This is a genomic window from Azospirillaceae bacterium (genome assembly GCA_028283825.1).
GTDB lineage: Bacteria > Pseudomonadota > Alphaproteobacteria > Azospirillales > Azospirillaceae > Nitrospirillum.
In genome coordinates this window covers 612,268-626,814 of the sequence record JAPWJW010000001.1, presented here as the reverse complement: position 1 = coordinate 626,814, position 14,547 = coordinate 612,268, and the positions used below count along the sequence as shown (strand labels likewise).

8 protein-coding genes are annotated in these 14,547 nt (G+C 69.8%); 3 read left to right on the top strand and 5 right to left on the bottom strand.

The genetic code is table 11. The features are described from left to right. Window positions 1-139: 139 nt before the first annotated feature. Window positions 140-2,149 carry a glycosyltransferase gene (locus PW843_02350; protein ID MDE1145446.1) on the top strand — a complete coding sequence of 670 codons (2,010 nt, stop codon included), beginning with the start codon at window positions 140-142 and terminating at the stop codon, window positions 2,147-2,149. On the opposite strand, the gene PW843_02345 is transcribed toward PW843_02350, so the two are convergent. From PW843_02345 to PW843_02325, 5 genes are all read right to left on the bottom strand, one after another. Further along, window positions 2,146-5,805, bottom strand: coding sequence for a diguanylate cyclase (locus PW843_02345; protein ID MDE1145445.1), 3,660 nt, complete (start codon window positions 5,803-5,805; stop codon window positions 2,146-2,148). The genes PW843_02350 and PW843_02345 overlap by 4 nt on opposite strands. 230 nt (window positions 5,806-6,035) lie before the next feature. Next, entirely contained in the window at window positions 6,036-8,504 is a 2,469-nt protein-coding gene (locus PW843_02340; protein MDE1145444.1) for a tetratricopeptide repeat protein, read from the bottom strand. A gap of 95 nt (window positions 8,505-8,599) precedes the next feature. After that, window positions 8,600-9,817: an MFS transporter gene (locus PW843_02335; protein ID MDE1145443.1), complete on the bottom strand. Its 1,218-nt coding sequence runs from the start codon at window positions 9,815-9,817 to the stop codon at window positions 8,600-8,602. Window positions 9,818-9,949: 132 nt separating this feature from the next. Beyond that, window positions 9,950-10,513 carry a nucleotidyltransferase family protein gene (locus PW843_02330; protein ID MDE1145442.1) on the bottom strand — a complete coding sequence of 188 codons (564 nt, stop codon included), beginning with the start codon at window positions 10,511-10,513 and terminating at the stop codon, window positions 9,950-9,952. Between the two features lie 100 nt (window positions 10,514-10,613). Further along, window positions 10,614-12,902, bottom strand: coding sequence for a TonB-dependent receptor (locus PW843_02325; protein ID MDE1145441.1), 2,289 nt, complete (start codon window positions 12,900-12,902; stop codon window positions 10,614-10,616). A 401-nt stretch (window positions 12,903-13,303) separates the two neighbouring features. Here PW843_02325 and PW843_02320 point away from each other — a divergent pair, with 401 nt between their 5' ends. Together PW843_02320 and PW843_02315 are read left to right on the top strand one after the other, a co-directional pair. Continuing rightward, window positions 13,304-13,492: a hypothetical protein gene (locus PW843_02320; GenBank protein MDE1145440.1), complete on the top strand. Its 189-nt coding sequence runs from the start codon at window positions 13,304-13,306 to the stop codon at window positions 13,490-13,492. Between the two features lie 11 nt (window positions 13,493-13,503). Continuing rightward, window positions 13,504-14,505, top strand: coding sequence for a glycosyltransferase (locus PW843_02315; protein ID MDE1145439.1), 1,002 nt, complete (start codon window positions 13,504-13,506; stop codon window positions 14,503-14,505). Window positions 14,506-14,547: the final 42 nt, after the last annotated feature.

The following is a 14,547-nucleotide window of genomic DNA, read 5'->3' as shown; positions in this document are numbered from 1 at the left end:
CCGGATGGTGAGGGGGAAGCGCCGATCGGTGCCGGGCAAGGCCGGCGCCCGGTTGGCGCTTTGTTGTTTCTGGGCTTGGCGGGGCATTGGGGACCGCCGGCGCGGAAGTCGTTTTTCCAAGGGACGGGACAACCGGCACGTGGATAAAAAGAACCCGGACGACGTGGCAGCGGCCAGCGGGCCGACGAATGGGCCTGCGAGCGGCCCCCAGAACGGCCACCATGACGCCTTGGAGGGCGCCCCCCTGGGTGCCCGAACCGGCAGCCATCATGTGCCCGGCACGGCCATCGACGCGGCCCCGCCGCCGCCCACGCGCCCCCTGCGCGGCCCCACCGGCATGGCGCTGGCCCGGGCGCTGGGCCGCATGGTGGCCCAGGGGCAGTTCGCCGACGTGGCCAGCCGCCTGTGGCAGGCGCTGGCGCCCCGGTCCTTCTACCGTGCCTGGACCCTGCGCCGCGACGGCCCCCGCCGGACGGAGGCGGGCGAGATCTCTGTGGCGCTGGCCCGCCTGCCAGCACCCCCACGCGTCAGCCTGGTCATGCTGGGGCCGGAGAACGCCGGTCTGAAGCCCGCCGCCTGGGTGGTGGCCGTGCGCCGCACGGTGGACAGCCTGACCCGCCAGATCCATGACAACTGGGACCTATGGCTGCCGGCCGATGCGCCGGCGGATTTCCGCGACCCTCGCGTCAAACGCCGCAGCCCCGGCGTGCCGCCCCTGGCGGAGGTGGAGGGCGAGACGGTCGCCCTGCTGTCGCCCGGCGACCTGCTGCCCCGCCACGCCCTGGCGCTGTGCGTGCTGGCCCTGGCGCAGAATCCCGACACCGCGATCCTGTACACGGACGAGGAATGGACCGACCGCTTGGGTCATCCCCTGCGCCCGGTGCTGAAGCCCGCCTTCGACCCCGATCTGCTGTACGGTTCCAGCGGCGTCTATCCCGGCCAGTTGCTGCTGATCCGCACCAGCCTGGCGCGCAAGGCGATGGCCATCGGCCAACAGCCCGGCCGGCTGGACCGCTACCGCCTATTGCTGGAGACGGTGCACCTGGCCAGCAACGGCGGATGCGCCAATGGGGCGGGCTGCGGCGGGGATGAGGCGGCGCGCCGGCGCATCCGCCATATGCCGCGCGTCCTGCTGCGCCGTCGCCGCCCGCTGCCGGAGGGCGGGCTGGCCGCCCTGCAATCCTTCCTGACGGTGCACCATCCGGGTGCGGTGGCCGAGCCGGTGACGGAAAAAGACACCAGGGGCGAGGGCCATACCGCCCGCCGGGTCATCTGGCCCCTGCCGGCACAGGCGCCCGTGGTCAGCCTGCTGATGCCGACCCGCGACCGGGTGGATCTGCTGCGCCCCTGCGTGGAGGCCATCCTGGGCGAGACGCGCTATCCCGCCATGGAACTGATCGTCATCGACCATGAGACGCGCGATCCGGAAACGCTGGAATACCTGGACACCCTGCGCGACCGGGACCGGGCGCGGGTCATCCCCTATCGCGGGCCATTCAATTTCGCCGACATGATGAACCGCGCCGCCGTCGCCGCCGCCGGCGAGGTGCTGGTGTTCCTGAACAACGACATGGAGCCGCAGCATCCGGAATGGCTGCGCGAACTGGTGACCCAGGCGCTGCGGCCGGACATCGGCGCCGTGGGCCCCAAGGTGCTGGCCACCAACGGCACGGTGATGCATGGCGGCATCGTCCTGGGCCTGGGCAACGGCCCCGGTGCCGCCCGCCTGGCCGGGTCGCGCTTCGCCGGGCGGCCGGGCGACACGGTGGGCGACCTGGGCGTGGGCCTGTGCGCCCACCGCGTCACCGCCGTGGCCAGCGCCTGCATGGCCATCCGCCGCAGCTGTTTCGAGGCCGTGGGCGGCTTCGATGCCGAAACCTTCCCCATCGCCTTCAACGACGTGGACATCTGCCTGCGGCTGGAACAGGCGGGCTACGCCACGCTGTGGACGCCCCATGCGCAGTTGACGGCGCTGGAGCCCTACGCGTCCGACCGGCGGGAGCGGGTGGAGCAGGAGCGTTTGGCCTTCCAGGAGCGCTGGGGGGCCGCCATCGGCCATGACCGCGCCTGGAACCCCGGCCTGTCGCTGGACGGCCCGGAGGACTGGCTGGCCCTGCCCGGCCTGGTGCATGGGCCGGTGACGCGCTAGCCCTCGCTTTCCTCCGATTCCTTGTCCAATTTCTGGGTGGGCGGCGGCACGGCGGGGCGGCTATAGGCCGCGCGCTCATAGGGATCGATCCAGCTGTCGCCGGCCAATCCCGCCAAGCGGGCCAGCGGTTCCAGCATAGACGGGCTTTCAGGCTGCCCGGCGACGGGGTCAGGGCCCAGGGGATCCGGCCCACCCGGGATCACAAGCCCATGATCGCCCGGCACAGCGGCCGACTCGGTGGGATCAGGACTGGAGGGAACGATGGCCCAGCCCATGCGGGCGGCGCGTTCCAGTTCCTGATAGGCCAGCACAGTGCGGTTGCGCCCGCCCTTCTTGGCCTGGTACAGCGCGCCGTCGGCCCGGGCCAGCAGGGATTCCAGCGTCTCATCCGGCAGGCGCCATTGGGCCACGCCCAGGCTGGCCGTCACCTGCGCCACCTGGTCCTCGTACCGCACCTCCGTCTCCGCCAGGGCGATACGGATACGTTCCGCCACCACCTGCGCCCCTTCCGCATCCGTTTCGGGCAGCAGCAGCATCACCTCTTCCCCGCCGAAACGGGCCAGCAGGTCGACGGCGCGGCAGGCCTTGCCCGCCACCGCCACGGCGGCACGCAGCACCTCGTCCCCCATCAGGTGGCCGAAGGTGTCGTTCACCCGCTTGAAATGGTCCAGGTCGAACAGGATGACGGAGAAGGGCCGGCCGTACCGGCGCGCCCTCCCGCATTCCAGCGTGGCCAGTTCGAAAAAGCGGCGGCGGTTCAGGATGCCGGTCAGCGGGTCGGTGCTGGCCAGCTGTTCCAGCTTGGTGTTGGCGGCCCGCAGGTCGCGAGTGCGGGCGGCCACCACCTGGGCCAGCGCCCGTTCGCGCCGCGCCTGCGCCTCGGTCCGCACGGCCAGGATACAAGCGACAAGTGCCAGCACGGCGAAGCCCATCAGCAGGCGGAACCAGGCCTGTTCGTACCAATGGGGCAATACGCGGACATGGAAGGCCAGTTCGGCCATGGGTGCGATGGACAGGGCCTGGGCCATGTCCTCCGCCCGCGTCGGCGCGGGCGGTGGCGCGGTGGCGGTGTCCACCTCGGCATCCAGGTCGGCATCCGCCACCCCGTCCCGGGTGGTGGACAGGACCAGGCCCGGCAGGTCGGTCCAGGCGCGGACACGGAAGGTGTAATCGCCCTGGGGCAGGTTGGTGTAGACGGCCTGCGGCTGCGCGCCCGTGACCTCCACCCAATCCTCATCGAAACCGTCCAGGCGATAGGCGTAGCGCGTGTCGTGCGGCGCCCGGAAATCCAGCAGGGACAGGGACATGCGGATGGTCTTGACCCCCGCCCCCAGGGTCAGCGTCCGGCCGGGCGCCGGCAGGCGGCCCGGTGGCAGCGACATGTGGTTGACGTCCAGCGCCGTCACCGCCAGCACCCCCACCGGCACCGCCGGGGTCAGCAGGCTCGGACGCACCACCGTCAGCCCGCCGAGGCCGCCGAACAACATCTCGCCGTTCGGGCCGCAGGCCGCGGCGCGCCCGTTGAAGGACCGGACCAGCACGCCATCCCGGGCACCCAGCACCCGGGGCGGAAAACCCGGATTGGGAAAATGCACCAGATTGGCGGCGGAACTGGCCCAGATGCCGCCCCCGCTGTCCACCACCAGGGACGACACCTCATTGTTGGCCAGGCCCTGCAGTTCGTCGATCACCAGGGGGACGGTGGCACCCAGCCCCTTTCCCTTGCCGGATGACAGGGCATCACGTACCTGGTCCGCCGACAGGACGGCGATGCCGCCACCGAAAGTGCCGGCCCACAGGTTGCCGTTACCGTCCACGTCGATATCGTTGATGACGTTGTGGGGCAGCGGCACACCGTCCCGGCCCACCCGGCGCAGGGTCTGGAACCGCAGGCGCGGCAGGTCGGCCAGATCAGCCACGGCCAGGCCACCGGCCGTTCCCACCCAAACGCGCCCGCCGACCGGGCCCGCTTCGTCTTTGGCGCCCGTCTTGCCCAGCCAGATGCCGCCCGGCGGCTGCACCAGGACATCGTCGATCTGGTCCGACGGCAGGCTGGCGGGATCGTCAGGATCATGGGTCAGACGCGTCACCGTGCCGTCGGGGCGCCGGATGTAGAGCCCATCATACCCCCCCAACAGCACCCAATCACCGGCTGAGGCGATGGCCAGGATCAAGGTGCCGTCCAACGCTGGAATCCAGGAAGGCGTCACCACCAGACTGTCGGCGTCGATGCGGGCGACACCCCGGCCGCCGGCCAGCATGGCACCATCCGGCGCCGTCGCCAGGCTGAACACGTCACGCCCCCGTTGCGCCGCGGGCAACTGAAGATGCCGCACGGTGCCAACCGCCGGATCCAGCACGTCGATCAGCCCGCGCGCCAGGCCCAGCCAGATCCGGTTCCGTTGATCGACGGTCACGGCGTGGACATCCGGGTCGGCCAGCCCGACCCCTCCGGGTGGGGCCGCCTGCACCGTGATGACCGCCCGCCGGGCGGGATCGACCCGGTCGACGCCGCGCTGGGTCCCGGCCCACAGGTTGCCGGTGCGGTCCCGCATCAGCGCGCGCACCGTGTCGCCGGCCAATGAGGTCGCCGCCGTCTGGGAATGGACCAGACCACCCAGCACATGGGCCGCAGGGTCATAGGTCAGGATGCCCAGGCCATCGGTGGCCAGCCATATCGGCCCACCCGCTTTCCCGGACCCGTCGCCGTCCGGGGCCTCGATGATGGCCCGGACCGTGTGATGGTTGACCGCCCCGTCCAGGCCGGTCAACCCGGGGATGGCCTGCGGCCGGCCGGTTTCGGGATCCAGGACATAGGCCCCGGTCTCGCCGGTGCCCACCCACAAGCGCCCTGCCGAATCCTGGTAAAGGGACCAGACATCGTCGTTCAGCGCCCCTTGCAGGGGCTTGTCCCCATCGTCCGCCGCGATGCGGCTGAAACCGGCCTCCCCGGCGGCACGACGGAACAGGCCGGGATGACCGCCCACCCACAGGGTGCCGTGGCTGTCCTCCAGCACGCTGAACAGGCGGGCACCGACGCCGTCAACGTCCCCCATGGGCAGGGGCGTCACCGCGCCGCCGCGTGGATCATAATGGTCCAGTCCCCGGTCCGATACCACCCAGGCGCCACCATCGCGCGCCGGGGCCAGCGCCGTGATGCGGACCGCCACCTCGCGACGGAAGATCGGCACCGGCCGGAAACCGTTGGCGTCGGGATCGAAACGGACCAGTCCACCGCTGTTGGTGCCCACCAGCAAGGTACCATCGGCCAGCACCAGCAGGCTGCGGACATAGGCGTCGGGCAGGACGGGTGACAGCGGAGACGACGTGGCCGAGGCCGCAGGGCCGGGTCCGGACAATACCGCCCGCATGTCGGCGGCGCCCCGGTAGATCTGCGCCCGATACCCGTCGAAGCGTACCAGACCGCCCAATGTCCCGAACCAGATGGGCCCGTCCCGGCTTTGCGCCAGGCTGGTCACCACATCGCTGGGCAACCGCAGGCCATCGGGAAAATGGGTGAATTCCGGGCTATGGAACGGGGCCCAGGGATCGGCGGCCACCGGGGGTGCTGATGTGGGGGCGGCGGCAGAGGCAACGCCCTGCGCCAACGCATAGGCCATCAGCACGGCCGGCCCCAGCCGCCGCACCATCCCCATACCCCGCACCATGGTCCGCAGAAAACACCGTCCGATCATGGTCCGATGCAGTCCATCCCCTTCGTGATCCGGCCCGCCCTCACGCCGGGCGGCCCCTACCCCAGAATGGTTAACGGTAAATCATTACCAAATCCTCGCCACCGGCGACGCTCCGGCCGCGCTTGCCGCGCACAAAGCCAGGAAAGGCGCCGTCGCCGCCGGGTGCAAAAGGTTAGGGTGCGTCGGGGCGTTCACAGGCGGAAGAATTCCTCCAGCGGGCGCGGCCCTTCCCCGGTGCGCAGCCGCGCCACCACCCGGGCCATGCGCTCGTCGAAATCGGCCATCGCCTTTTCCGGCAGGATTTGCACGAAGGCGCCTTCCTCCGGACCCTCCCCCCCCAGGCGGTGCACGCGGCCGTCCATGGGGATGGGGCGCAGATGCGCCGGTTTCAGCACCGCGTTGATGGTGGCGATCAAGGCCACCTGGTCCAGGAAATAGCCCAGGGGCACGCCGTGCCGCCGGGCCCGGTCGACATGGTACAGCAGGAAATCCGCCACACCCCGGGCGAAGTCCCGGGCGCGGGCGTGGTCGGCCAGCACCACCAGCCCGCCGCCGGCGGCGTCATAGGGGCCGGCCAGATTGCCCGGCCCCCACGTGGTGGCCACCGGCCGGCCGGCATCCAGCGCCGCCACGAAGCGGGCGGGATCGGTCAGGAAGGCGGCATCGATGTCCGCCACCACCAGGGGTGCGGCATAGCGCTCCAGGATGTCGGGCAGGCGCAGGAAACGCGCGGCCGTCAGATAGGTGGTCCGCGACGGGCCGGCCAGGGCGGCGTCCAGCACCTCCGTCGACCAGCCCAGCCGCAGGGCCGGTGCGGCGCCGGCCTGCGCTCGGATAAAATCGATATCCCCCGGCACCGGATCGCAGACATGGACATGCAGGCGCGCGCCCGGTGCTGCCGACGCGATGGACGCCGCCAGGACGGGCAGGAAACGCCGGACATAAGCGCTGTCCGCCGCCACCAGCACCACCGGTTCGTGGCCGGCGCCCGGCGCCAACGGCCCCCAAGTCAGCCCCTGGGCAAAGGCGCCCCGCACGGCGGCCGCCTCGGCGGTCCAGCGGGCGAAATCGTCGCCGAAGGGAATGTGCGCCGTGAAGGGCAGCGCCGGGGCCAGGCCGGCGAACAGTGCCCGCGCCCGTTCCCCCTCACCCAGGCGCAGCGCCACGCACCCCTCCAGGAAGACGAACCAGGGGTCCAGCAGGGGATCGATGCCTATGGCCGTGGTGACGACCGTCTCCACCAGCCGGCGCAGGGCGTCATGGGCGATGGCCCGCCGCGCCTCATCTTCCATCTGGTCCAGCAGGCGATTACCGGTCTCCAGCGCCACGTAATAGGCCGTCTTCCAGAAATAGCCCCGGACCCGCCACTCGGCCGCAATCCAGGCGATCAGCCGCCCCAGATGATCCCAGGCGTCGTCGCGTACCAGCGCCAGGTCCGACAACAGCGTCGCCAGGCGCCGGCAGTCGGCCTCACCCTCAGCCCCCTCGCCGGGCCGCAAGGCCGTGACCAGGGGCAAAAGCTCGGCCGCACCGGCCAAATCCCCTTCCGCCACCAGCAGCAGGGCGCGGTTGCAGGCGGCCGCGGCACGCATGTCGTCCGCCACCGTCCCGTCCGCCACCACGGCGGCATAGGCCGCCAGTGCCGGTCCCGGCCGCTGGTCCGCCTGTAGATGCCGCCCCCAGGCGAAGCGCAAATCCGCCCGGCCCGGATCCACCGCCAGGGCCGCAGCCAGGATGTCGGCCGCCAGGTCCGGCCGCCCCTGCCGGGCGCGCAGCTGAGCCAGGGCCTCATACGCCATGATCTGGCCGGGGTCGCGGTCCAGGACTTGCTGGAAACAGTCGGCCGCCGGGTCGTCCCGGCCCAGATCGTTCAGCACCTGCCCCAGGCCGAAGCGGGCGGGCAGCAGGTCGGGTTGCAGATCCAATGCCGCACGGTAGGCCGGCAGCGCCTCCGCCGAACGCCCGGCCGCTTGCAACAGGGCGCCCCGCGCCTGATGCGCCTGGGGCGCCAGGGCGGGGTCGGCATCGGGCAGTCCGGCCTCATAGGCGGCCAGGGCCTCTTCCGTCCGGCCCTGTGCCTCCAGCACCCGGGCCAGCAGGATGTGGGCGGCGGCCCGGCGATTGGGCGTGGGCGCGTGGGCGACGGCCCGGGCGGCCGCCACCGCCGCCTCGGTCAAGCGGTCCAAGCGCTGCAGGCAGCGCGCCTGGTCCAGCGCCAGAGCGGCGTCGATGGGCAACAGGCGGGCGGCGCGGTCGAACAAATCCGCGGCCTCGGCCGCCCGGTCCTGGCCATCCTCCGGCACGCCGTCCAGCAGCAGGCGGGCGGCAGCGGTCAGGGCCTCCGCCTGGTCGGGCTGCTGCGCCAGCACGGCGCGGAACTGGTGCAGGGCGGAGAAGACCTGGCCGCCGGCGGACAGGGCCTTGGCCAGGTTCAGACGGTAGGGCAGCGATTGCGGCCGCAGGTCCACCGCGCGTTGCAGCCCGGCCGCGGCCTCGGCGAACCGCCCCTCCTGCGCGTCCAGCATGCCCAGCAGGTAATGGGCGTCGGCCGTGTCGGGTGCCGCCGCCAGGATGCGGCCGTACAGGACGCGCGCCTCCGCCCCCCGGCCCGCCTGGTGGTGGTCCAAGGCCGCCTGCAGCGCCTCCGCGATTGTCGCCACGCCCGTTCCCCGCCTTCGTTTACCGGACCTGGCCCGGCGGCGCAGTGTCGGCCATGGGACGGGCCGGGATCAAGGAATGCTTAGGCGCGCAGGCTTCAGACGTCCTGGCGGCGGCTGTGGGAAATCAGCCAGCAGGCCAGCAGCGCCAGGCCGATGGCGCCACCCGTGGCCGAGACCGCCGGCCAGCCGCCCAGTTCCCACGCCAGGCTGGCCACCGCCGAGCCCGAGGCGCCGCCCACGAAGTAGGTGGTGAGGTAGACGGTGGTGACGCGGCCGCGGGCGCCGTGGTTGCTGCTGTAGATGATGCTCTGGTTGGTGATCTGCAGGCCCTGGACGCCGATGTCCAGCAGCAGGATGCCGGCGGTCAGCGCCACCAGGGACACCGTCATGGGCAGGACGGACGTCAGACCCATCAGGCCCCAGGACACCAGGATGGCGGCGGCGAACAGGCCGGTGGCCAGATGCGCGTGCCCCTTGTCGGCCAGGCGCCCCGCCCGGCTGGCGGCCAAGGCGCCGGCCAGGCCCGCCAGGCCGAACAGGCCGATGGTGGCCTCGTCGAAATGATAGGGCGCGTCGCTGAGCACGAAGGTGATGCCCGTCCACAGCACGCTGAACCCGGCGAACCCGAGGGCACCCATCAGCGACCGCCAGCGCAGCACCGCATCGGTGCGCGCCAGGTGCAGGACGGACGCCATCAGGCGGCCATAGGGGATGCTGGGCCGGGCGGGATCGGCCGGCAGGGCGCGGACCAGCAGCGCCCCCAGCACGACCATGACGGCGGCGGCCGTGAGGTAGACCGCCCGCCAGCCCGCATAATGCGCGATCTCGCCCGCGATGGTGCGGGCCAGCAGGATGCCCAGGATCAGGCCGCTCATCACCGTGCCGACGGTACGGCCCCGGCTGCTGTCGGGCGCCAGGCTGGCGGCGAAGGGCACCGCCACCTGGGCGGCGCAGGACAGCACGCCCATGCCCAGGGAAGCGGCGGCGAAGGTCATGAAGCTGGGGCTGAGCGCCGCGGCGACCAGCATGACGATGCACAGGCCCAGCAGGGTGAGGATCAGGCGCTTGCGGTCATGGGTGTCGCCCAGCGGCACCACCAGCAGCAGGCCCAGCGCATAGCCCACCTGGGTCACCGTCACCAGGATGCCGGCCCGCGCCACGCCCACATGGAAACTGGCGGCGATGTCGGCCAGCAGGGGCTGGACGTAATAGATGTTGGCCACCACCGCCCCGCAGGTGACGGCGAACAGCCAAGTCAGCGCGGCGGACAACCCGGTGGACGCGCCGGAACCAGCGGACGATGACACGGACATCGGGGCCTCACGGGGGGACGAAGGGCAGGTGGGTCCCCTTCACTACCGGCTATCCGGCAAATAGAAAACGGTTAGTCGCGAAAACCAGCCCCGCCCGCCGGGCGGCTTGACGTGGAGCCGGCGGCCACGGCCTCAATCCTCCGCCACCCGCAGCAGGGGCCAGCGGTCCAGCCAACGCTTGTCCCGCACCCGCTGGCGCACGATATCCAGCTTGGCGGCGCGAAAGCCGGGCGTGGGCCGGATGACGCGGCCGAACAGATCGTCCAGGCCGTAGGGCGCCAGGATGTCCAGGCCATCGTCGGCATCCAGGCGCACCGCCACGGCGGTGGCCGTTTCCGGCCAATGGCGCAGGGCGTCTTCGGTATCGGCATAAGGGACGTCGCCGTTGCGGCCATGCATGCGCGCCTGGTTCTTCACCGACCAGGTCACGGCGGGGGCCAGCGCCAGCAGCCGGTCGGTCAGTTCCCGGTCCAGCGCGATGGCGGTGCGCGCAGCGTCGAACCAGACGACGTCCACATCACCCGCCACGTCGGATTCCCAGTGGTGCAGATGATCCCATACGGCGTTGCGCACGAAACCGGCGCCGATCCAGCAATCGGGCAGGCCCAGCGAGCGCACCTTGTGCAGCAGGGGTAGGCGGACCGTGTCCGCCAGGATGAGGCCGCGCAGGCGCGTGTGGAGATCTTCCGTCGGCATGGGATGCCAACTGTCCCCCAAAAGGCGGCTGCTTGAAAATGAAAAGGGCCCCGCCGGTCACCCGGCGGAGCCCCCTCGATTTTCCGATCCGTCGCCGGGATCAGAACTTCTTGCGCAGGGAGATGAACAGGGCGGTCGGCGCACCGGCCTGCAGGGTCTGGAAGGTACCGGTGCTGTCGCTCATCACATAGCCGTTGGTGCCGATGGACGAGATGTAGTGGCGGTTGAACAGGTTGGTGGCGTTGCCCTGGATTTCCAGGTCACGCTGCCAGCCGCCGCCCTGGAAGCGGTAGCCCAGGGTCAGGTCCACGGTGGCGTAGCCCGGGACCTTGCCGTCGTTGATGTAGGTGTAATACCGCTCGCTCATGTAGTTGCCCGACACGGCGCCGAAGATCATGCCGTCGTCGAAGGCCAGCTCGGCCTTCACCATGTTCTTCGGGCTGTCGACCGTGGTCTTGCCCTTGGTGGCGTAGACCACCTGGGAACTGGTGCCGGCACCGCTGATGGTGTCGTTGTCGTAGGTGCTGTCGTTGTAGGAGTAGGAGCCGTACAGCGACCAGTTCTTCACGAACTTCCAGGTGCCGGCCAGTTCCACGCCCTTGGAGGTGACGCCGCCGACGTTGGCCAGGGCCGACGCCAGGCCCTGGATCCCGGTGCCCACCGTGGTGGCCAGCAGGCGGTCGTGGAAGCTGGTGTAGTAGCCGGCGGCCACCGCCTCGAAATTATCGACATGGGCGCGGTAGCCCAGTTCGAAGGTGTCCGAGGTCTCAGGCTTCAGCGTGTCCTTGATGGCGTTGAAACCGGCCTGGGTGGTGGAGAACGGACCGTCGGTGTGCGAGCTGACGAAGGCGCGGGCGTTCTTGGCATAGTCGGCGAACAGCTCGCTATTGTCGTTCAGCGTGAAGTTCAGGCCGATCTGCGGCAGGAAGCCCTTGGTGGTGTCGATGGAGCCGTTGATGATGTCGCTGGCCGCCGAATAGACCTGCGTCTGGCTTTCGTTCTCCACCCGCATGGCCTTGAAGCCATAGTTGACCTTCAGGTCATCCAGCACCTGCCAGGTGTCCTGCACATGGCCGACGTAGGTCTTGGTGTTAAACGTGTACTGCCACTGCGTATAGAAGGGGTTGCTCTGGAACTCATCGGCCGTGCGGCCGGGGCTGTCGATGCCCAGGCCGTAGTAGCGGCGGGCCTGGTCGAAGTCGTTGTTCTCAAACCACAGGCCGGCTTCGATGGTGTGGCTGCCGGCCGTGTAGGTCAGGCTGTCCACCGTGCCGATGCGCGACACCGTGTATTCGGTGGTGCGCATGGACAGGGGCGAACCGCCGGCTGCCGCCGGGGTGGGCGTGTAGGGGGTGACCCAGGTGCCCATGCCCTTGTCGTGATGGCCGTAGACCATCGCCTTCAGGGTCAGATGGTCGTTGATCGGGTATTCCAGCTTGGTGGAGCCCAACAGGTCTTCGCGGTTGCCGGCGCCGTTGTAATAGACGTCGTCGGGCGTGCTGTAGGGGGCCGGGATGGGGGCGCCCGTCTGGTAGGCCGTGCCGATGGCCTCCGCCAGCTTGTAGTTGTCGGAGATGTTGTCCAGCTTGTAGCCGAACTTGCCGATCAGGGCCAGGGACAGGTCCTGGTAGTCGTTCTCATGCCGGTCGGAATAGTTGAACATCGTGGTCCAGGTGCCGTCGCCCACCGGCTGGACGAACTTGCCGTTGGCCTGCTGCTGCCACTGCTCGCCATCACCCTTCCATTTGTCGCCGTGCTGGTAGTCATAGCTGACGTAGCCACGACCGCCGCCGGGCAGCTCACCCGTCTCAATGCGGCCGAAGGTGCGCACGGTGGAATCGCTACCGTAGGCGACGTTGACTTCGCCGCCGGGATCGCGCGACGGATCGATGGAGGTGAACTTCAGCGTGCCGCCCAGATTGGAAGTGGACGCCGTGTCCAGGGCGCCGGTGCCCTGGGCCATCTGGGTGACGCCCAGGTTTTCCGACGAGATGGCGCGGCTGATGTGCAGGCCGTTGTCGTTGGCGTAGCTCATGTCGCCAAGCGGAATGTCGTCCAGCGTGAAGCCCAGCTGGTTCTGGTTGAAGCCGCGCACGGAGATGCGCACGGCCCACTCATAGGCGCCGTAGGGGTCGGCGGCCTGGTAGTTCACGCCCGGCAGCTTGGAAATCACCTTGATGGGGCTGGCGCCGGGAATGGCGATCGCCATGTCCATGGGCGTGATGGCCTGCACCTGACGGGTTTCACCCCGGCCATAGACCACGATCTCCTGCAGGTCACCCGACGCGTCGGCGGCATCGGCGGCGGCCGGCGCCTGCTGCGCCAGGGCCGAAGCCGAAAGGCCCATGATAAGCAGCGAGACACCCGCCAGAAGACGGCTCTTAAACATCAAATCCCCCTTCGATTTATTTAAAATCTTCCCCGTCCGACAAATATGCGAAAGTGATACGCTTATCTTTTGCCGGTTTGATGGACGCCGCTGATTAACAGCGTCATATGAATATTTAACGACACTGTGATGACCGATATGTTTACTGGCAACGGTGTGGCAATTTCACCACGTGCAGCCTTGGCGCCCTTTACCCTGGCGACGCCCCGACAGCAGGGGCGGCAGGGCATGGTGGCGGCCAAGGCCGGTGACGGACCCCTGCCGCATACGCCAAGTGCTTGAAAGTCCGGCGACATATTGGTTAACGATTCATGACCGCCTGCAGATTTGCGACCAACGCTGGCGCGCCGGCGGCGGCTGGTGCACCTTAGGGCCGGCGCGCCGGGCGCCCGTGGGGAGGCATGATGCGTATCGTCTTGTTCAAGGGTCAGTCGCAGTACGGCTCGCTTCGTCTGCACATCGACCAGCTGGCGACGGCCTTCACGGCGCTGGGGCATGAGGCGATCATCGTCGACCTGGCGGCGGACGACGGCGTGGCGCGGCTGAACGCCGCACTGGCCCGGCCGGTGCAGTTCTTCTACGCGCGCTGAACAGCATGGGCGTGGACCTGCGCTCAGGCGATGGGTCGCTGTACGACAGGGCGGACGCGCTGTTCATCACCCTGCATGTCGACCACCCGGTGCATCTGTGGGAACGGCTGGAAACCAAGATGGACCGCCGTTTCATCGTCAGTTTCCTGGATGCGACGCACGTGAAGCTGGTGCGCGACGCCTTCCCGCCCGACCATTTCGCGGCATTGTCGCTGATGCCGCCGGGGGCCAACACCAGCATCCCCCCCGTCATGCCGGTGGAGGACGACCTGTTCCGCGACTGGACCGCCCGGCGCGACATCCCCCTGCTGTTCACCGGCACCTACCGCGGCACCCCCGATCGGCGCTGGCGCCAAGCGGAGCGCAACTTCGTCACCACCCTGTTCGACGATGCCGCCGACCTGGCGCTGAGCCACGACACCCTGGCGATGGAAGAGGCCATCGATCAGGTGGTGGCCGCCCGCGACGTCAGCCTGGCGCCCGCCAGCCGCACCCAGCTGATCCGCCGGTCGCGTGAGGTCTATCAGTATGTCGAGGCGTATCGCCGCCACCGCCTGCTGGAAACCCTGAACGCCGCCGGCGTGCCGCTGGTGGTCTATGGCAAGGGGTGGGAAAACGGGCCCTTCCCCGCCTTCGACTGGCGGGGCGAGGGCAGTTTCGAGGAAACCCTGGGCCTGCTGCGCCGGACCCGCCTGGTGTTGAACAGCAACAACAACTTCGTGGCCGGCGGCCATGAGCGGGTGTTCGCAGCGCAGGTCAACGGCGCCGCCGTGGTGTCGGACACCAGCCGCTATTACGACCGCCACTATGCCGATGGGCGCGACATGCTGTTCTACCGCTGGAGCGCCCTGGCCGACCTGCCGGCCCGCATCGAGGCGGCGCTGGCCGACCCGGACGGCCTGGCGGACGTGGCACGGGCGGGCTTCCGCCAAGCCGCCACCCACCACACCTGGGAGGTGCGCGCCCGCCACATCCTGGGCCTGTTCGAGGCCGCCAACATCCTGACGCGCTGAACTTTTCGCCGCCTCAGGCGCCGGCGGGCATCCGCCCTTTGG